Here is an 18,588-nt window from a genome sequence, read left to right on the forward strand (position 1 = left end):
GAAAAAGGGCGCGACAGAATGCCGCGCCCACATTTTTTATAGGGATATTTTTCCGGCCGCCGCCGGCTCACTTGTTCAGGCGCTTCAGCGCATCGGCGACGAACTGGTTGGTGTAGGTCTTGGAAAGATCGATGTCGGCGCTCTTCACCGCCGGATCGAAGGCCTTCAATACGGTCAGCGCCGCCTCGGCTCCGGCTTGGCTGAACTGCCCGTCCGGCGAATAGGTCGGTTTCGAATGCTCGAACGCCTGTGCGTAGAGCGTCTTGTTGCCCAGGAAGAACTCCTCCGGAAGCACCTTCAGCACGTCCTCGGTCGACGCCTTGTTGAGCCACAGCATGGTGCGGACGAAGACGTCGGCCAGCGCCTGGGTGGTCTTCGGGTTCTCCTTGATGAAGTCCGGTCGGGTGTAGAGGACCGCCGCCGGGTACGGGCCGCCATAGACGTCCATCGTGCCCTTCTCGGTGCGGGTGTCGGCCAGGATGGTGATGTCGCCGTCGGACTGCGCCTGGCTGATCACCGGATCCAGGTTGACGATGGCGTCGATCTCACCGCGCTTGATCGCGGCGATGGAGCTGGCGCCGCCGCCGACGCCGATGACCGACACGTCCTCGGGCGTCATGCCGTTCTTGGTCAGCACGTAGTTGAGCATGAAGTTGGTGGAGGAGCCGGGAGCGGTCACGCCGACCTTCTTGCCCTTCAGGTCCTTCGCCGACTTGATGCTGCCCGCGCTGTTCACCGCCGCCAGCACGATGCCCGGATAGCGGCCGAGCTGGACGACGGCAACGATCGGCTGGCTCTTGGCCTGCATCTGGATGGTGTGGTCGTAGGCACCGGTGACGACGTCGGCGGAGCCGCCGACCAGCGCCTGCAGGCTCTTCGCCCCACCGCCGAAATCGCTGATCTCGACGTTCAGCCCGGCTTCCTTGAAATAGCCGAGGCGTTCCGCCAGCGTCAGCGGCAAATAGTAGAGCAGCGGCTTGCCGCCGACCGCGATCTTGATGTCGGTCTTCTCCAGCTTCTCCTGCGCGGCGGCGCCACCGGTGGCCCCCAGCGTGAGGACGACCGCCGCGGCGGCGATCAGTGACTTCAAGTTCATCGCAACTCCTCCCTTTCTTGGATTCAATGCTGCCCGCCGTGATTGTCCTGCGGGCGCCAATGCAACAGGCGCTTCTCGATGACGGTGACGGCCGAGTCGATCAGGACGACGAAGACGGTCAGGACCAGCATGCCGGAGAAGACGCCGACCGTGTCGAACACCCCCTCCGCCTGGTGGATGCGGTAGCCGAGCCCGGCGGCGGACCCCAGATACTCGCCGACCACCGCGCCGACCATGGCGAAGCCGACCGCGGTGTGCAGCGACGAGAAGACCCAGGACAGGGCGGACGGCAGGTAGACGTGGCGGAACAGGTGGCGGGAATTGGCGCCCAGCATGCGGGCGTTGGCCAGCACCACCGGGCTGACCTCCTTCACGCCCTGGTAGACGTTGAAGAAGACGATGAAGAAGACCAGCGTCACCCCGAGCGCGACCTTCGACCAGATGCCCAGGCCGAGCCACAGTGCGAAGATCGGCGCCAGCACGACGCGCGGCAGCGCGTTGACCGCCTTGATGTAGGGATCGAAGACCACCGAGATCAGCGGCGCGCGGGCGAACCAGAAGCCGAAGGCGATTCCGGCCACGGTGCCGATGACGAAGGCCAGCGCCGTCTCCAGCAGCGTGATGCCGAGATGGTACCAGATGACGCCGGAGGCGAAATCGCTCCAGGTCCGTGCGAGCACCGCCCCCGGCGTGCCGAAGAAGAAGGGGCTGAGGATCTTGGTTTCGGTCAGGACGTGCCACAGTCCGAAGAAGGCAACCAGGACGCAGAGCTGCAGCAGCAGGATGACCGGACGGCTTGGCAGGCGTTTGGCGTGGGATCTCATCGTCTCGTCACCGCAGCTTGGTTTGGGCGTAGCCCTTCAGCACTTCGTCGCGAAGCTGGCCCCAGATCTCCTGGTGCAGATCGAGGAAGCGCGGGGTCATGCGGATTTCCGCCACGTCGCGCGGCCGTTCCAGGTCGATGCGGTACTCGCCGATCAGCCGCGATCCGGGACCGGCCGACAGCACCAGCACCCGGTCGGACATGGCGATCGCCTCCTCCAGGTCGTGGGTGATGAAGACCACCGACTTGCGGTCGGCCGCCCACAGCTCCAGCAGTTCGTTCTCCATCATCTGCCGGGTCTGGATGTCGAGCGCCGAGAACGGCTCGTCCATCAGGATGATCTTCGGGTCGACGATCAGCGTCTGCGCCAGCGCGACGCGCTTGCGCATGCCGCCGGAAAGCTGGTGCGGGAAGCGGTCGCCGAACCCCTCCAGCCCGACGCGCGCAAGCCAGGGCCGCGCCCGCTCCCGCGCCTCCGCCTTGGCAACGCCGCGGAACTCCAGTCCCGCCGCCACATTGTCGAGCGCCGACTTCCAGGGCATCAGCGCCTCGGCCTGGAACATGTAGCCGGCCTTCGGATTGATGCCGGTCACCGGCTGGCCGAAGGACAGCGCCCGTCCCTCGCTGGGCTTCAGCAACCCGGCGGCGACGTTCAGCATGGTCGATTTCCCGCTGCCGGTCGGGCCGACGATCGACACGAATTCCCCGTCGGCGACGGTGAAGCTGGCTCCTTGTACGGCGGTGTAGGAGCGCCCCCGGCCGTCGGGGGAAGGGAAGCTGCAGGTCACGCCATCCAGTTGGAGGGCGGGCGCCGCGGCGGCGGCCTCGGCCATGAGGTATCGTCCTTCGTTGGGTGATGCGGGCTTGGTTTCCCGTCCGCTTGGCTGCGAGCGTGCGCAATCTTGTTTGCGCCACATACTGTCCGAAGTGGCGCCGATGGGCAACCAATTGAGATCTACGCAGAATCCGCAAGGTTGACCCGGCTGCCTCAGAGCGTCCCGACCCGGCCGCCGGCCAAGCCTCTGGTGTCAAAGAAGAGACTTGGCCCGTTATCCGTTGCCCGCCGGTGAGCCGGTGCCGCATCAATGGCATAGGCCGAAAGCCAGTCCCTCCCCCGTTCAGTGTCCCCTTTGCGGAGTCGCCATGCCCACGCTGCCGAAACGCCCGTTGATCGCGCTTGCCGTCCTGGCAGGCCTTCTCGCCGCGTGGCTGGGTTTCGCAGCCTGGTACGATCACCGCCAGCGGGCCGAGGAGCAGCCGGCGACCTACAGCATGCTGATCGACCGCGCCGCCCGCGGCGAGATCGCCTCCGTCACCTTCGCCGGCGGTGCCGGCCATGCAGAGGCCGCCGACGGATCGCGCTACCGCGTGGTCATGCCGGTCACCGACGACCTGCTGAAGGAACTGCGCGCCCAAAAGGTGGCCGTCGCCTTTGATGACGGCCCCGGGGGGCTGATCGCGCAGACCGTCACCGTGCTCGACCGTGTCGCTCCGTTCCTGGTGGTCGCGCTCCTGATCGGCGGCCTGCTGCTGAGCGGCGGCCAGTTCTTCGGGATGGGCCGCAGCACCCGGATCCGTCCGGAGGACACCGGCACCGTCTTCCGCGACGTCGCCGGCGTCGACGAAGCCAAGGAGGAGCTGCGCGAGACGGTGCAGTTCCTGAAGGACCCCCGCCGCTTCGCCATGGCGGGCGCCCGCGTGCCGAAGGGCATTCTGCTGGTCGGCCCGCCGGGAACCGGCAAGACGATGCTGGCCAAGGCCGCGGCCGGCGAGGCCGGCGTCCCCTTCTTTGCCGCCTCCGGATCGGACTTCGTCGAGATGTTCGTCGGGCTGGGTGCGGCCCGCGTCCGCAGCCTGTTCAAGACCGCCCGCGCCAACGCCCCCTGCCTGCTGTTCATCGACGAGATCGATGCGCTCGCCGGCAAGCGCGGTGAATCGAACAGCCACTCCGAACGCGAGCAGACGCTGAACCAGCTCCTGGTCGAGATGGACGGGATCATCGAAGGCGGCGAGGTGGTGGTGATCGCCGCCACCAACCGGTCGGAGATGCTCGATCCCGCGGTCACCCGCCCCGGCCGCTTCGACCGCCACATCCATGTCGGGCTGCCCGACGTGGCGGGCCGCACCGCGATCCTGGATGTGCACGCCGGCCGCCTGACCCTGGCGCCGGACGTCTGCACCCGCACGGTCGCCCGCGGCACGCCGGGTTTCTCGGGTGCCGAACTGGCCAACCTCGCCAACGAGGCGGCGCTGTCGGCGGCCCGCCAGGGCCGGGTGATCGTCGGCATGTCGGATTTCGAGGCTGCAAAGGATCGTGTGCTGATGGGCACCGAGCGCCGCAGCCTCGCGCTGTCGGCCCACGAACGCCGCCTGACCGCCTATCACGAGGCCGGCCACGCACTGGTTTCCCTTCGTTGTCCCGAGGCCGATCCGATCCACAAGGCCACCATCATCCCGCGCGGAGGCGCGCTGGGCATGGTGGTGCGTCTGCCGGAAGGCGACCGTGTCTCGGTTTCGCGCGCCAAGCTTCTGGCTGACATCTCCGTCGCCATGGCCGGACGTGCCGCTGAGGAGCTGATCTTCGGCGACGACCACGTCACGACCGGGGCCGAGGCCGATTTCCGCGCCGCCACCGACTTGGCCCGCCGCATGGTCGCCGCCTGGGGAATGAGCGAGGCCATCGGCTTCGTTTCCCATGCCGGGAACGATCCGGGCGCACGGTCGGAGCGGACGGCGTGGCGCATCGACGAGGAGATCCGCCGCATCACCGACGAGCGCATGGACCACGCCCGCCGCCTGCTGCGCACCGACCGCAACGCACTCGACGCGATCGCCAAGGCCCTGCTGGAGCGCGAAACGCTGTCCGGCGACGAGATCGCCGAACTGGCGGACCGGCAGGAGGAGCGGGCCACCGAAGCCGCCTGAGCGATCCGGTCACGCAACCGGCCACACCGCCGCCCGTGCCGTTTGGCGCGGGTCGCGGGGCCAGGGCGGTGAAGCCTCAGCCATATGGCACATTGCCGCAGCTTTGCATACGGGAGTAACGTAGGCCTGGGGACTGTGAGGAACGGAAAGAGAAGCGGAATGAGGGATCCTCTTATTCGGCACGCATCGCCCAGGACGTCAGCGCCTTTTCATTCCACTCCCTCCCATATCTTCGCCTTCCGGCTGTCGAGCCGCGGGAGGCATCCGGTCCACCGCCGGAACGGCAAAGCCGGAGTTTTCCGGATGGCCCTCGCCAAGCCGGCGACCACGCGTTTCGCTTCTCCCTGGATGCCCGCGGCAGTCGAAGGCACATCTGTCCAGTCCCTCGGCGACCGCCGGCAAGATAGCGGCATCCTTCCGTCCAGCTTCCACATGCGGCAAGCGACAGGACACGGCGCGGGGCAAAAGCCTTCACGGCCCACGGCGTTTAAAAAACACTCTGAATTGGGGATGCAAATCTGTTACAGACATGACACGCATTGTGACGGCCTGTGACGATCCTTTATAATTTCGAGTTTATTTTAAAATTTAGGCATTCTAGAGTGTGCGCTGTACGCTGGAATGGCGATCGGGAGAGGCAGCATGGCGGGTTCGACGATTGTCGTTGTCGAAGATGAGAAATCGCTGCGATGCGACATGGTCGAGTACCTCTCGAACTGTGGTTTCGATGCAATCGGCGCTTGCGATGGGGCAGAGCTTGATCGGCTGCTCCAGACCAGGACCGCCGCCATCGTTATTCTCGATGTCAACCTGCCGGACGAGGACGGTTTCAAGATCGCCGCCAGACTTCGCGACCATCACGGCGCCGGCATCATCATGGTCACCGCGCGCGGTTCCACCGTCGACCGCATCGTCGGGCTGGAGATCGGCGCCGACGCCTATCTCGTGAAGCCGATCGAACTGCGGGAGTTGGAAGCCCAGGTCAAGTCGCTGCTGCGGCGGCTGAGCGAGCGCGCGGCGGAGGCCGCCACCCGTCCGGCGAACGGAGCACCCGCCGTCGATGCCGCCGAAAACGGAGATGAAGCCCGCTGGGCGCTCGACACGACGGAATGGTGCCTGACCAACCCGGCCGGCGTCCGGATCAGCCTGACCAGCATGGAAATGAAGCTGACCAGCCTGCTGGCGACCCAGGCGCGCAAGCCCGCCACCCGTGACCAGATCTCCCAGGCCCTCTACAACCGCCGCTGGAACCCGGAAGACCGGTCGATCGACACCGTCGTCGGCCGCCTGCGCCACAAGGTCGAGGGGGCGATCGGCGGACCTGCCCCCCTGAAATCCGTCCACGGCGTCGGCTACGTGTTCTCGGCACCGATCCGGGTGGTCGGCAGCCAGCCGGGTTGAGCCGGCCGCGCCACGGCCGCCTTTCCAACACGGACCATGCCCGTCCCGCCGTCAGGCCGGCAGCATGATCCGGAAAGTGGAGCCCTTGCCGACGACGCTGTCGACGGTAACGGCACCGCCATGCAGCATGATGATCTGCTGTACCGTGTGCAAACCGATCCCGGTGCCGGGGACCCCGGTCGCGCCCGATCCCCGGAAGAAGCGGTCGAACAGCCGCGGGATTTCCTGCTGTGGAATGCCGCGACCCTGGTCGGTGACGTCGATCACCGCCATGGCGCCGTCGACATCGCCGCGGAGCAGGATCGGCGAATGCCGTCCGGAGAACTTGATCGCGTTGTTGACGAGGTTGCTCAGCACCAGGCTGACCAGATGCTCGTCGGCCTCCACCGTCGCCGGCAGCCGCCCGAGGTCGACCTGGAACTGGCGGTCGGGATAGGCGACCCGGAAGGGCTGGACGATGCCGTCGATCAAGGCAGGCAGGTCCACCTCGCTGCGTTCGAGCACCAACGCATCGCTTTGCAGCCGGTCGTCGGTGAGATGGGAGTCGATCAGCCCGGTCAGGCGCTGGACGCTTCCGCGGATCACCGCGAGCCGCTCCAGCATTTCCGGACCGACCTGTCCCGCCCGCATCGCCAGGAGTTGGGCGGCGCTGTCGATGATCGCCAGCGGCGTACGAAACTCATGGCTGACCATGCCGAGAAACTGGCGCTGGTTGTCACGGGCCAGCAGTTCGCGCTCCAGCGCCCGTTCGACCCGCTCCTTGGCCAGGATCAGCGCCTGCTGGTTCACGGCCAACTCGCTCGTGCGCTCCGCCACCCGCTGCTCCAGCGAACGGTTAAGCGTCACCAACTCCTCATAGAGGCAGACATTGTCGAAGGCGGTAGCCATCCGGCTGCAGAACAGATCGAGCAGTCGATGCTCGTCGCCGGTGTAAGGCTCCGCCCGCTCCAGCCAGAGCACGGTCACGCCGTGCTCGCGCGTGCGGACGACCAGGAGACAGTGGCTGGTGCCATAAACAGCCTGCTGGCTGCACAGCGCCGTCTCTATGTCGGCCGCCGCGTCGGGCAGCACCTCGGCAACCGGCAAGCCGACGGCACCGGAGAAACGGCCCGTGCCGGCGACCACCTCCGTCAGGCGGCCATCTCTCCCCTCGACGCGCCGGCAGGCCAGCACCGCCGGCTGGTTCCCGTGGTCGACGATACCCGCGATCCGCTCCACCAGCCCTTTGATGAAGAGCCGCATCGACCGCAGTTCCAACAGCGAGGAGGACGCGCTGAGGATGCGCTCAAGCCCGAGACGGTTGCGCTCGATGGTCACGATGTCGCGCCAGGAACGGAGCGCGCTGACCAGCGTGGTGAACAGCCGCTGGGCGGTCAGTTCGCTCTTCGCCTTGTAGTCGTTGATGTCGTAACCGACGATGATGTCACGTTCCGGCGCTTGGCCCGGCTGCCCTGTGCGCAGGATGATCCGCATGCGCTGGTTGCCCAGGTCCTCGCGGATATGCCGGACCAGCCGCAGCCCCGCATCCTCGGTTTCCATCACCACGTCGAGCAGGGCCACCGGCAGGTCGGCCCGCACTGCCAGAACGGCTTTGGCTTCCTCCGCCGACAGGGCGCTGATCACCTCGAACGGGCGGCCGTCGAAATCGAAGTCGCGCAGCAGCACGGCCGTCATGGCATGGACCTGAGGGTCGTCGTCCACCACCAGCACCGGCCACGGAGGAGCGCCGGTCGGTCGGGAAGGTTCGGCTGGCACCGAGCCGTCGTCCGGTCCGAACAGCAGCTCGTCGTCCAGCTCCGAACCCGATCCAGCCATTGCCGATGCCCCCAAAGCGGCGTTTCCCTTCACGCCGTCGGGTTCAATAGAACCATCCCGCGGTTCGACTTCCAAGGTCGATCCGATAGCGTCACCAGATCCGTTTCAATTTGTCGCATCTTACTTTATCTTGTTTCCTTTTAAACCAGCATCGCTCTCATTGATATTCTTCTGACATTATCCGCAATCATGCGTTCAATCACGCGTGGCATGCTTCCTATATTCTTGAGGACTTTTGTTGGCGCCCCTCCAATTTTGCTCTTCTGCTATGAAGGTCATCTTCGCCAATCCCGCCAAGTCTTCAGAACCCATTCTCCATATCTTGTGAAAATTTTCGTTCCCCACGGAATGTTTTCACCAATCCATGGGAACATCATGCGGGCATCGAACGTTCCAATCGAGAAGAAGAACGTCTCGTTCCGTGATATGGATTTGAAGGAAAAGCAGTGAATGCTTGTACGGGTGACGCGGGGATGGCGTCAGTTTATGATGTTTCCGGGATGAGACATTCGGGGTAGGACCGCTCGGCCACATGAATCCTTCCGGTTTCGATCATGAGCCCCCCGTGCTGCGGAAGGTTTCTGGCTCGGAAGCGGCCCGCCCGCCGACGGAACCGGCGTCGGGGATCGCCGACGCGGCCCGACGTCCGGTAAAGCCCTTGGGGGGACGCCAGGCGGTGTCTCCGGCGGTCATGGCCCTGCTGGCGGTGGCTGTCGGGCTGACGGCGTCGCTACTGGCGATCGCCGCCCACCAATACCGCCGTCAGGTGCTGGAGGAGGCGACCGACCGCAGCATCGCCATCGCGCGGGTGCTGGAGGAGCATGCGGCGAAGACGCTCGGCATCCACGCCGCCACGCTGTCGCACATCGAATGGATGATCGACGACCTCGGATGGGACAGCGTCGACCGGTCGCCGCTGCTGCACCAGCGCCTGAAGGCGATGGCTGCCGATATGCCGGAGGTCCAATCCTACTGGCTCATCGATGAGACGGGCCGCATCAGGGTAAGCAGCCTGGAATGGCCGATCCGGCCGCTTTCGGCCGCCGACCGTGAATATTTCCAGGCTCATATCGTCCAAGGCGACAGCATCCACGTCGGCCCGCGCCTCACCGGCAAGATATTGCCGGAAGTGTTCTTCACGCTCAGCCGGCGGATGGAGACCGCCGACCACCGCTTCCAGGGCGTGGCGCAGCTATCGCTGCTGCCCGGCAACTTCGCGGACTTCTACAGGTCGATCCTCTACAGCCCGCGGGACATCGTCATGCTGCTGCGCGAGAACGGCGAGGTGCTGGTGCGCGAGCCGCAGAACGCTCCGGCGGACGCCGTGGACATCGGCCGCTTCCCCGATCTCGTCACCGCCGCCGCCGACCATGGCATCGTCCGGGCCGTCATGCCGTTCGATGGGGTCGATCGCATCCTCGCCCGCCGGAAAGTGCCGAACCTGCCGGTCTATGTGGTTTACGGCACCGACCTCGCGTCGGTCGAGGAGGCTTGGCGCGACCGGATAGAACCTTATGCCCTGTTCGCATTTCCATCGATCCTCCTCCTGGTCCTGCTTGGCAGCGTGGCACTGCGCCATGCCGGCCGCGCCGCGAGGGCCCAGGTGGCGCTGCGGCGAGTGAACGAGGCCCTGGAAAGCCGCATCGCCGAACGCACGCGCCACCTCGACCGCGCGCTTGCGGAAAAGGAGGTGCTCCTGCGCGACATCCATCACCGCGTGAAGAACAACCTTCAGGTCATCCTCAGCCTTCTGGAGCTGCAGGCCCAGCGCTCGCCGGAACTGGAGGGTCCCTTCAGCGAAGCCCTGACGCGGATCAACACCATGGGCCTGATCCACGAACAGATTTATCGATCGACCGGCGACTCCGCGGTGCGGCTCGACAGCTTCATCGAGGCGCTGGCCGATCACCTCCGCAGTTTTCATCGCCGCCCCGGCCGGGAAGTGACGATCCATCACAGAGTCGAAGCGGTCAGCCTCGACCTGAACCGGATCGTTCCCTTCGCGCTGATCCTGAACGAGGTGGTATCGAATGCCTTCAAGCATGCCTTCGCCGACCGGCCGTCCGGGAGCATCACGATCACCGTCCGGTCCGAAGGCGAAACCCTGCGCCTGACCATCGAGGACGACGGCGTCGGCACCGGGTCGCCGGTCCCGGCCGGCCCCGGCGGGCGGCGGTCGATGGGGATGGATCTGATCCGCGCCTTTTCCCGGCAGATCCACGGCGAGTACCGGTTCACCTGCACCGGGGGCACGCTGTTCGAACTGGTCTTCGCCCGGGAGCCGGAGGCCGAGTGACCGGGGCCGCGACCGGCGGGTTTCCCGTCACACTGCGCGGACCGGACGGCGGAACACGGCAGAACCGCTCAGCGCTTGGCGCGTTTCCCGACACCGTTCGTCGGCGCCACCGTGGACGCCGTGCCCTCATCCGACTTGGGCAGCTTCTCGGCAATGCCGAAAGCGATCTCGCGACGCCTCAGTTCGGCCAGGATCTCATCGGGTGAGATGTCGAGGTCTGCCAGCAGGACAACGAGATTGTAGAAGAGGTCGGCCGCTTCCATCACAAGCGCAGTGCGGTCGCCGCGCATGGCCTCGATCGCCACTTCGATGGCCTCCTCCCCCACCTTGCGGGCCATGCGCGCACGCCCCTGGGCGAGCAGCTTGGCTGTGCGCGACCCATCGGGCAGGGCGGACGGCTCGCGGCGCAGGGTCTGCACGGCGTCATAGAGACTGCGGAGCGGGTCGGGGCCTATGTACTGAACCATCGACGTGAAGTCGTTTTTTCAGCCCACCCTGTCAAGAGATCGATTTCTCTCCGCCGAGCCCGGACGCAGCGCCGGTCGGTACGCGCGGCCCTCAATCCACCGAACACCCTCAAATGTTCGCGTCATAAACAATATGTCTTCGAGATTTTCTGAAATGGAAAACCTCTTGGTAGCTGTAATTTTTGCGGCTTCCTGCAATGCAGAGACGGCGTATTTGGCATTGGGTATACCAGTATATAGTCTTCTCAACAGCACGATGGAGACAGACGATGACCACCACCACTTTCCAATCCGGTTCCAACGACCATTCCTCCGCCGGCGTTTCGCATGCGGTCGGCGAGTTCACGGTCGCCTGGTTCGAAGCCACCCCGGCTTATCTGGTTCTGCGTCCCGCCGCTGCCTTCCTGCGCGAATGGATCGCCGCCACGCCGGTGGGAATTCTCCTGAACCTGTCGAAGCATTGATCCCATCCGGCCAGCCACCGCATTCCGTTCGAGGAGCCGCATCATGAGCATGCTCAGCCTTCATCACGGCGATCACCACATCCGGCACGAGGCTTCCCCCACCCATGGCGTCGGCACCTTCGTCGCCGACTGGTTCGAGGCCACCCCGGCGGCTCTGCTCGTCCGCCCCGTCGGCAGTCTGTTGGCCGATTGGATGCGGGCGACGCCGATCGCGATCCTGGCACGCGCCCTGCGTCATTGATGCCGACGCTCCCGGCGCCGCCGGACTTCAAGAAAAGGCAACCGCGGTTCAGTCCGTTCAACCGGGCCGCCGCGGCCTTTTCCGTTTCCATTCCCGGATCCGCCGCCCCGGCTCCCCTGCCCCGGTTCCAGTGGTGGGGAGTACCCTGCCCGGACCGATCGCCGGCCCGGCCACGCATGCGGCTGCCCGCCGCCGCGGAGCGGACATGCGGATGCTGCCCGCCTGCCGTGCGACGCCGCCCCTGACTACGCTTTCAGTACGACGACTCGCGTCGTTCCGTCCCCGCCCGGATCCAGTCGCCATACTGCCGAGTGCCTCGGCCTCCGGTGCCTCGCATGGCGTCATCAGCCGCGAAGTCGGCGGTGCAGGTCTAGGCCGGCGCAGCGGCCGCCGGACGGGGCAACCGCTCCCGACCATCATGGCGCACCGCGCACCTCCGCGACCAGCCTTTCCAATTCCTGCAGATCACACACCACCAGCGCGTCCGCGCGCCGCTGCAGCAGGCCATCGCGCGTCAGGTCGCTCATCACCCTGGCAACCGTTTCGCGCGTGGTGCTGACACGGGCGGCGATGTCCGAATGAACGGGGATCGGCGCGATGATCGCCGCCGCCCCTTGCCGCCTGCCCCGTCGCGCCAGGCGGAGCAGTTCCGCATGAACCCGGTTGTTGGCGCCCAGCGTCGACAGGTCCATGATCCGGTCCGTGGCGCCCCGCAGCTTGTCGCAGAGCCGAAGCATCACCGCCAGCCCGAGCTCCGGATGGCCGCTGACGAGGTCGCGGAAGGGCCTCGCCGGCAGGAAGGCGAGAAGCGCCCCCTCCCCCAGCGCCACCACCGAGGCCGACCGCGGGCGGCCGTCGAGCGCCGACATCTCGCCAACGAGTTCGCCCGCGTCTATGTCGGTGAAACTGATCTCGCGTCCACCCGCGGAGTGGCTGAGAACCCGGACCCGCCCTTCGACGATGAATGCCACGTCTTGCGTATCGGCCCAATGGTCGATGATCTGCTCGTCGGAGGCGAAGCGGCGCCAACGGCATTGGCGGGCGACGGCAGCCCGCTGCTCAGCGGACAGCGGCCGCAGCAGCGCGATGTGTTCCAGGCTGCCGGTCTGGCCGCCGGCTTGCGGGTCCGGGAGCAAGGCAGCCTCCGGTTTTGACGGTTGGGCTCTCACCACGGGACCGTTTCCGCCTCCGCCCTGGACAAACCTGGGCGGCAGGATAGCCCGACCTGCGCAAAGGTGGAAGGACATGTGACCATTGGCCGGTGTCAACCCTCCGTTAACGCAGAGGGAGGAGAAGGGACCGACGCCACACAGACGACCATCCCTTTCTCCGCTGGAGAGCCGTCCATGTTCCGCTCGTCCGTTTCCCGTTTCCTCGCCGTGCCCACCGCCCGCAGCGTCGACGCGCAGCGCCTGCTTTCCGTAGCCCTGATCCCCCTGGCCGCATCGATCGCCATGGCGAGCACGGTCGCCGCCACCGGCTTCACCATGACGCCGCTGGGCGAGGCGAGCGGCACGCTCGACTTCCTCCTGGACTTCACGAAGTTCTGCTATCTCGCCGTCGCCATGGCCCACCTGTCCGGCGCCATTGCCGAGCGCACCTGCGGCGGCATGGCCGCCGGCCTGTCGATGGACGAATTCGACGCACCGGAACCGCTCTCCAAGGAGGAGTTCTGGGGCGCCTTTCCCAACCACGTCGATGGTGCCGCCATCGCCGGCGCGGTCACCCTGCTCTGCGCGCTGACCAGCGCCCTTCTCGGATAAGCCGGCATCCCATCGGAGCGCACAGCGCGGTTGAGCAAGACCCGCGCTTGCCCCACTATGGCGCCGGCGGACTCTCAGCGGATGGACAGGCGTGAGCGGCGATCAGACGGACAAGGCCGGCCAGGATTTGGAACCGGTGCGCCCCCGACGTGAAGGCATCGGGCTGATCGGGCGCCTGCGCGCCTATTTTCTCGCCGGCATCCTGGTCACGGCACCGATCGCCATCACCGCCTATATCGCGTGGTGGGTCGTTTCGCTGATCGACGGCTATATCCGGCCCTTCATCCCCAGCGCCTACAATCCCGAAAACTACCTGCCCTTCTCGATCCCCGGCATCGGCGTGCTGGTGGTGATCGTGGTGGTCACGCTGATCGGCGCTTTCGCCGCCGGCTATGTCGGCCGGCTCGTGCTCGGGGTCGGCGAAGGGGTCGTCGGGCGCATGCCGGTGGTCCGGTCCGTCTACGGCGCGGTCAAGCAGATCTTCGAGACAGTGCTCGCCAAGAAATCCAACGCCTTCCGCGAGGTGGTGGTGGTGCAGTATCCGCGTCCCGGTGTCTGGTCGCTGGGGTTCATCACCGGCAGCGCCCATCCCGAGGTGCAGGCACAACTGGGCGGCCATGGTGACGAGTTCGTCAACGTCTTCATCCCCTGCGCACCGCCCACCGCCGGCTACCTGGCGATGATGCCGCGGCGTGACGTCACGGTTCTCAACATGACGGTCGAGGACGGGCTGAAGCTGGTGATGTCGGGCGGCATCGTCGTTCCGCCCGACCGCCGGCCGGCGCTGGTCGAAGAGGATCAGCCGGAACGCAAGGTCTTGGCCGCTGCCTCGCGCTCGAACAGGTAAAGCAGGGTCCGCAGTGCCTGGCCGCGCGGGCTGACCAGGTCGGGGTCGCGCTCCACCACCAGCCGCGCGTCGTCGCGGGCGACGGCCAGCAACTCCCCATGCACCGCCAGATCGGCCAGTCGGAAGCCTGGCAGTCCCGACTGGCGGGTGCCGAGCACCTCGCCGGCGCCGCGGAGCCGCAGGTCCTCCTCGGCAATGACGAAGCCGTCCTCGGTGTCGCGCAGGGTCTTCAGGCGTGCCCGCGCCGTCTCGGTCAGGTTCGATTCGAACAGCAGCAGGCAGCTCGACGGCTTCTCGCCGCGACCGACCCGGCCGCGCAACTGGTGAAGCTGCGCCAAGCCGAACCGTTCGGCATGCTCGATCACCATCACCGTCGCCTCGGGCACATTCACGCCGACCTCGATCACCGTGGTCGCCACCAGCACGTCGAGGCTGCCGGCCGCGAAGGCCGCCATCACGGCGTCCTTGTCCGGGCCGCGCATCTTACCGTGGACCAGGCCGACGCGATCGCCGAAGCTCGCCCGCAGAAACGCGTGCCGTTCGGTGGCCGCCGCCAGGTCGGTCTGTTCGGATTCGTCGACCAGCGGGCAGACCCAGTAGACCCGCGCGCCTTCCGCGACCTTGCGGCGGATGCCGAGGACCACTTCCTCCAGTCGGTCGAGCGCGATGGTCACGGTCTGCACCGGCTTGCGGCCCGCCGGCTTCTCGGTCAGGCGGGACACGTCCATGTCGCCATAGGCGGTGAGCGTCAGCGTGCGCGGAATCGGCGTCGCCGTCATCACCAGGACGTCGACGGCCCGCCCCTTGCCGGACAATTGCAGACGCTGGTGCACGCCGAACCTGTGCTGCTCGTCGATCACCGCCAGCGCCAGATCCTTGAAGGCGACATCCTCCTGGAACAGGGCGTGGGTGCCGATCAGCAGCGGCAGTTCGCCCGACGCCAGGCGGTCGAGCAGTGCCTGCCGGGCCTTGCCCTTGTCGCGGCCGGTCAACAGCCCGATCTCGACGCCGGCGGCCCTGCAGAGCGGCGCCAGGCTCTCGGCATGCTGGCGGGCAAGGATTTCCGTCGGCGCCATCAGTGCCGCCTGGCCGCCCGCCTCGACCGCGTTCAGCATGGCCATCAGCGCCACGACCGTCTTGCCGCTGCCGACGTCGCCCTGCAGCAGCCGCAGCATGCGCCGCTCCGCCGCCATATCGGCGTAGATCTCCTCCAGCGCCGCCGCCTGGGAGCCCGTCAGGGCGAAGGGCAGCGCCGCCAGCGCCGCCTGCCGCCTGGCACCGTCCCCCCGCGTCACCCGGCCGGCCAGACGCCGCTGGCTGGCCCGGACCAGCATCAGCGCGAGCTGGTTGGCCAACAGCTCGTCGTAGGCGAGGCGCGAGCGGCCCGGCGAGGTGGCGGCCAGGTCGGCCTCGTCGTCCGGCGTATGGGCGCGCTTCAGCGCCTCGTCCCAGCGCGGCCAGTTGCGGCGGGCCAGCCAGGCGGCATCCTGCCATTCGGCAAGCTCCGGAACCTCGGTCAGCGCCGCGCGAACCGCCTTGCGCAACGTCTTGGCAGGGAGGCCGGCGGTCATGGGATAGACCGGCTCGACCAGTTCCAGTTCATCCTTGGAATCGACCGGGACGACGGCGTCGGGATGGGTGATCTGGGCGGTGTCGTTGAACCACTCGACCTTTCCCGACACCACCATGGTCGAGCCTGACGGGATCTGCTTGGACAGCCAGTCGCCGCGCACATGGAAATAGACCAGCTCAAGCACGCCGGTCTCGTCGGTGCAGCGGATCTTGTAGGGATGGCGCGAGTTCAACGGCGGGGCGTGCGAATCGATGCGCACCGTGAGCGTGGCGATCCGCCCGTGGGGGGCATCGGCGATCCTGGGCGAGAAACGGCGGTCGACGATGCCGCAGGGCAGATGCCACAACAGGTCGACGACATGGGCGCCGGCCAGCTTCTCCACCAGCTTGCCCAACCGGGGACCGAGGCCGGGAAGTGCTGTGACCGGTTTGAAAAGCGGGAACAGGATGGCAGGGCGCACGGGCGGGACGCTATTGCAAAGCCTTGGATGATCCACAGAAAGCCGGTTGGCGGCTTCGGCGTCAAGCCGCTCCTCGATCCCACCGCCGGACCGGGGGCCAGGGGCATGCGCCTGCGAGGATCGTCGGGGAGCTTCGGGAGAAGGGACGGCGGAGCGCGCCGGGACCGGCGGCCTTGGGTGGGGGGCAACGTCGGCCGGATGACGGCCGCCGGCGCACTCCGCCGAGAGGTTTCGTCCGGAGGCAAACGGGAGGCCCGGACGCTACTGTCCGATGGCAGGGGACCATCGGGAAGAGACACCAGAAGAGAAGACGCTCTGGATGACCGGCCGGTGTTTCAGGGGGGCTGGCCCGACCGCGTCACGGTTATGACCATAGCCGTCGACCCCTGTCCCGAACCTGACCCGACCATGAAATCGGGTTCATGAAGCCCGCGGTCCTGCGCTTGGGATAGGACCGCATCCACAGGCTGCGGCCCGTTTGAAGCGGAGGCGTGGCGGCAGAAACGCCGACGGCGCCGTTCGCGGATCACCGCGACGGCGACAATGCCTGTTCAAGTATCCGAAGTGGTAATTCTTAATCCCAGACGGATTTATATGGCATTTAAAGTTCTTTTAACCTTGATGGACGCTTAATCCACCCGCGGGAACGCTTGATCCCCGAAAGACGCCCTATCAACGATTTACATCCACCCGACACCAAGGGAGCTATTCATGCCCGCACAAAAGGTCGCCGACGAGGTTCGCAAGGCCAGCCGCATCCACGCGCGCCTGCTGGACGCCTTCATCGACTTGACGGAGCAGGAATTGGCGGCACTGACGCCCGGCTTCGCCGCCGAAAGCCTGCTGGAGTCGCTGGAACGGATGCGCGACGCCCGCAAGTCCTACGGTTCGACCGCCGGCGTGATGGTCATCTCCAACATGTCGCTGTCGCCGGCTTCCAACGCCGCCTGAGCGGCGCGGGTGGGGAACCTTGTGACGGCCCTCAGGCCGTCACCGTCTTGCGAACACGCGGTTTGCGCGCCTTGGGGGGCTCAGCCGCGGCGACTGCCGGTTCCTCGGCCTTGACGCTCTTGGACGGGCCGGCTGCCTTTGGCGCGACCGTCTTCGGTGCGGCCGCCTTGCGCGGCGCCTTCACCTCCGCGACCACTGGCGACAGGTCGGGAAGACCAGCGGCATCGTCGGCGAGTGCCTGCTCGGCCCGGAGCCAATGTTCCGAATCCCTGCCGTGCGGACAACCCTCGTCCAGCCAGATCGCGTAAGCGCGTTCACGGATGCGCTGCTCGTTATCCACGCCCATCACACTCCCCATCTCGTTTGTGCACGCGTTGCCGCGGTGCAAAGACTGTCGAAAAACCGGGAGGCGTGCAACCAAGCGGAACGTTATCGGCGATCGGCCATCACTCCGATGACGATTCGCCATGGTCCGGCTGGCGGTTCTGTTGGAACTCCCGCCATTTGGCTACGTTGCGGTTGTGGTCGGACAGCGACTTCGCGAACACATGTCCGCCGGTGCCGTCGGCAACGAAATACAGGAAGTCGTGGCGCTCCGGCTTCATGACCGCCTGGATGGACGCCTTGCCCGGATTGGCGATCGGTCCCGGCGGCAGGCCGTTCACCTGGTAGGTGTTGTAGGGCGAGTCGGTTTTCCAGTCGTTGCGGGTCAAGGCCCGGCCAAGCTCGCCGCCGCCGTCGGTCAGCGCATAGATCACCGTCGGATCGGACTGCAGCTTCATCCCCGCTTCCAGCCGGTTGACGAAGACGCCTGCGACCTTCGGCCGCTCGGTGGCGATTCCGGTTTCCTTCTCGACGATCGAGGCCAGCGTCAGCGCCTGCTGCGGCGTTTCCAGCGGCAGATTGGCATCGCGCTCCGCCCAGGCTTCCGACAGCGTCTTGCTCATCGCCGCCTGCATGCGCTCGACCAGCGCGGCCCGGCTGTCGCCGTAGGAGTAATGGTAGGTCTCCGGCAGCAGGGAGCCTTCCTTGGGCGGTTTGGCGATGTCCCCGGTCAGGGCGGTTTCGTGTGCCAGCAGGGCCACCACCTGCGCGGCGGTGAGCCCCTCCGGTACCGTGAAACGGCGGACGACGGTCCGGCCCTGGCGCATCTGCTCCAGGACGCCTTCGATGCTGATGCCCGCCGGAAACTGGTACTCGCCGGCTTTCAGGTCACGAAAGGAGCCGGTCAGCTTGGCCGCCGCGACGAAGACCAGGGGCGAGCCGATCACCCCGGCGTCGCCGAGCGTGATGGCAATGGCCTCCAGCCCGCTGCCGCGAGGCACGACGACGGCTTCCGGCTGCTCAAGCGGTCCGGACGCCGTGTAGCGCTCGAACCCCCAATAGCCGATTCCCACCGCGGAGCCGACCGCAAGGGCCAGCGTCCCCGCAACGATCCGGAGACCCCAGCCCATCACTCACCTCTT

The 18,588-nt window shown here is 66.6% G+C and carries 17 protein-coding genes; 8 read left to right on the plus strand and 9 right to left on the minus strand.

Annotated elements, in window-relative coordinates:
* Positions 1-67: 67 nt before the first annotated feature.
* Genes J2850_RS06365 through J2850_RS06375 form a run of 3 tightly spaced genes read right to left on the minus strand, consistent with a single transcriptional unit; the run spans position 68 to position 2,752 of the window.
* Positions 68-1,096, minus strand: coding sequence for an ABC transporter substrate-binding protein (locus tag J2850_RS06365; RefSeq protein WP_209979938.1), 1,029 nt, complete (start codon positions 1,094-1,096; stop codon positions 68-70).
* A gap of 23 nt (positions 1,097-1,119) precedes the next feature.
* Entirely contained in the window at positions 1,120-1,920 is an 801-nt protein-coding gene (locus J2850_RS06370) for an ABC transporter permease (RefSeq protein ID WP_209979940.1), read from the minus strand.
* 7 nt (positions 1,921-1,927) lie between these two features.
* Positions 1,928-2,752, minus strand: coding sequence for an ABC transporter ATP-binding protein (locus J2850_RS06375; protein ID WP_209979942.1), 825 nt, complete (start codon positions 2,750-2,752; stop codon positions 1,928-1,930).
* Between the two features lie 310 nt (positions 2,753-3,062).
* On the opposite strand from J2850_RS06375, the gene ftsH reads away from it, so the two are divergent.
* Together ftsH and J2850_RS06385 are read left to right on the plus strand one after the other, a co-directional pair.
* Positions 3,063-4,844 carry an ATP-dependent zinc metalloprotease FtsH gene (gene ftsH, locus J2850_RS06380; protein WP_209979944.1) on the plus strand — a complete coding sequence of 594 codons (1,782 nt, stop codon included), beginning with the start codon at positions 3,063-3,065 and terminating at the stop codon, positions 4,842-4,844.
* 642 nt (positions 4,845-5,486) lie between these two features.
* A complete protein-coding gene (locus tag J2850_RS06385) occupies positions 5,487-6,245 on the plus strand; it encodes a response regulator transcription factor (protein ID WP_209979946.1) in 759 nt (252 codons plus the stop codon).
* Between the two features lie 51 nt (positions 6,246-6,296).
* Here J2850_RS06385 and J2850_RS06390 read toward each other — a convergent pair whose 3' ends face one another.
* Positions 6,297-8,060, minus strand: coding sequence for a sensor histidine kinase (locus J2850_RS06390; RefSeq protein ID WP_209979947.1), 1,764 nt, complete (start codon positions 8,058-8,060; stop codon positions 6,297-6,299).
* A 676-nt stretch (positions 8,061-8,736) separates the two neighbouring features.
* On the opposite strand from J2850_RS06390, the gene J2850_RS32205 reads away from it, so the two are divergent.
* Entirely contained in the window at positions 8,737-10,356 is a 1,620-nt protein-coding gene (locus J2850_RS32205; protein WP_307354062.1) for a sensor histidine kinase, read from the plus strand.
* Positions 10,357-10,424: 68 nt separating this feature from the next.
* On the opposite strand, the gene hisE is transcribed toward J2850_RS32205, so the two are convergent.
* Positions 10,425-10,823, minus strand: a complete 399-nt coding sequence (hisE, locus tag J2850_RS06400) for a phosphoribosyl-ATP diphosphatase (protein WP_209979952.1) — start codon at positions 10,821-10,823, stop codon at positions 10,425-10,427.
* Between the two features lie 269 nt (positions 10,824-11,092).
* On the opposite strand from hisE, the gene J2850_RS06405 reads away from it, so the two are divergent.
* The gene (locus J2850_RS06405; RefSeq protein WP_209979955.1) at positions 11,093-11,287 is read left to right on the plus strand and encodes a hypothetical protein; all 195 of its coding nucleotides are present in this window, start codon (positions 11,093-11,095) and stop codon (positions 11,285-11,287) included.
* A gap of 43 nt (positions 11,288-11,330) precedes the next feature.
* Entirely contained in the window at positions 11,331-11,528 is a 198-nt protein-coding gene (locus tag J2850_RS06410; protein ID WP_209979957.1) for a hypothetical protein, read from the plus strand.
* 416 nt (positions 11,529-11,944) lie between these two features.
* Here J2850_RS06410 and J2850_RS06415 read toward each other — a convergent pair whose 3' ends face one another.
* Entirely contained in the window at positions 11,945-12,664 is a 720-nt protein-coding gene (locus tag J2850_RS06415; protein ID WP_246512844.1) for a Crp/Fnr family transcriptional regulator, read from the minus strand.
* 210 nt (positions 12,665-12,874) lie between these two features.
* Here J2850_RS06415 and J2850_RS06420 point away from each other — a divergent pair, with 210 nt between their 5' ends.
* Positions 12,875-13,291: a hypothetical protein gene (locus tag J2850_RS06420; protein ID WP_211113800.1), complete on the plus strand. Its 417-nt coding sequence runs from the start codon at positions 12,875-12,877 to the stop codon at positions 13,289-13,291.
* A 91-nt stretch (positions 13,292-13,382) separates the two neighbouring features.
* Positions 13,383-14,138, plus strand: coding sequence for a DUF502 domain-containing protein (locus J2850_RS06425; RefSeq protein ID WP_209979964.1), 756 nt, complete (start codon positions 13,383-13,385; stop codon positions 14,136-14,138).
* On the opposite strand, the gene recG is transcribed toward J2850_RS06425, so the two are convergent.
* Positions 14,090-16,171: an ATP-dependent DNA helicase RecG gene (recG, locus tag J2850_RS06430; protein ID WP_209979966.1), complete on the minus strand. Its 2,082-nt coding sequence runs from the start codon at positions 16,169-16,171 to the stop codon at positions 14,090-14,092. The genes J2850_RS06425 and recG overlap by 49 nt on opposite strands.
* Positions 16,172-16,882: 711 nt before the next feature.
* On the opposite strand from recG, the gene J2850_RS06435 reads away from it, so the two are divergent.
* Positions 16,883-17,122 carry a hypothetical protein gene (locus J2850_RS06435; RefSeq protein WP_209979968.1) on the plus strand — a complete coding sequence of 80 codons (240 nt, stop codon included), beginning with the start codon at positions 16,883-16,885 and terminating at the stop codon, positions 17,120-17,122.
* A gap of 31 nt (positions 17,123-17,153) precedes the next feature.
* Here the strand turns inward: J2850_RS06435 and J2850_RS06440 are convergent, their stop codons facing one another.
* Together J2850_RS06440 and mltG are read right to left on the minus strand one after the other, a co-directional pair.
* Entirely contained in the window at positions 17,154-17,468 is a 315-nt protein-coding gene (locus tag J2850_RS06440) for a DUF2934 domain-containing protein (RefSeq protein ID WP_209979970.1), read from the minus strand.
* 100 nt (positions 17,469-17,568) lie between these two features.
* Positions 17,569-18,576, minus strand: a complete 1,008-nt coding sequence (gene mltG, locus J2850_RS06445; RefSeq protein WP_209979972.1) for an endolytic transglycosylase MltG — start codon at positions 18,574-18,576, stop codon at positions 17,569-17,571.
* Positions 18,577-18,588 lie beyond the last annotated feature (12 nt).

This window comes from Azospirillum picis, from assembly GCF_017876115.1.
In the GTDB taxonomy this organism is placed as follows: domain Bacteria; phylum Pseudomonadota; class Alphaproteobacteria; order Azospirillales; family Azospirillaceae; genus Azospirillum; species Azospirillum picis.

Excerpts from the sequence above, each read along its gene's own strand:
- J2850_RS06370 (WP_209979940.1), bottom strand. The coding sequence starts at position 1,920 with ATGAGATCCCACGCCAAACGCCTGCCAAGCCGTCCGGTCATCCTGCTG.
- J2850_RS06390 (WP_209979947.1), bottom strand. The coding sequence starts at position 8,060 with ATGGCTGGATCGGGTTCGGAGCTGGACGACGAGCTGCTGTTCGGACCG.
- ftsH (WP_209979944.1), top strand. The coding sequence starts at position 3,063 with ATGCCCACGCTGCCGAAACGCCCGTTGATCGCGCTTGCCGTCCTGGCA.
- J2850_RS06410 (WP_209979957.1), top strand. The coding sequence starts at position 11,331 with ATGAGCATGCTCAGCCTTCATCACGGCGATCACCACATCCGGCACGAG.
- J2850_RS06375 (WP_209979942.1), bottom strand. The coding sequence starts at position 2,752 with ATGGCCGAGGCCGCCGCCGCGGCGCCCGCCCTCCAACTGGATGGCGTG.
- J2850_RS06440 (WP_209979970.1), bottom strand. The coding sequence starts at position 17,468 with ATGGGCGTGGATAACGAGCAGCGCATCCGTGAACGCGCTTACGCGATC.
- J2850_RS06420 (WP_211113800.1), top strand. The coding sequence starts at position 12,875 with ATGTTCCGCTCGTCCGTTTCCCGTTTCCTCGCCGTGCCCACCGCCCGC.
- mltG (WP_209979972.1), bottom strand. The coding sequence starts at position 18,576 with ATGGGCTGGGGTCTCCGGATCGTTGCGGGGACGCTGGCCCTTGCGGTC.
- J2850_RS06435 (WP_209979968.1), top strand. The coding sequence starts at position 16,883 with ATGCCCGCACAAAAGGTCGCCGACGAGGTTCGCAAGGCCAGCCGCATC.
- J2850_RS06405 (WP_209979955.1), top strand. The coding sequence starts at position 11,093 with ATGACCACCACCACTTTCCAATCCGGTTCCAACGACCATTCCTCCGCC.
- J2850_RS06365 (WP_209979938.1), bottom strand. The coding sequence starts at position 1,096 with ATGAACTTGAAGTCACTGATCGCCGCCGCGGCGGTCGTCCTCACGCTG.
- J2850_RS06385 (WP_209979946.1), top strand. The coding sequence starts at position 5,487 with ATGGCGGGTTCGACGATTGTCGTTGTCGAAGATGAGAAATCGCTGCGA.
- hisE (WP_209979952.1), bottom strand. The coding sequence starts at position 10,823 with ATGGTTCAGTACATAGGCCCCGACCCGCTCCGCAGTCTCTATGACGCC.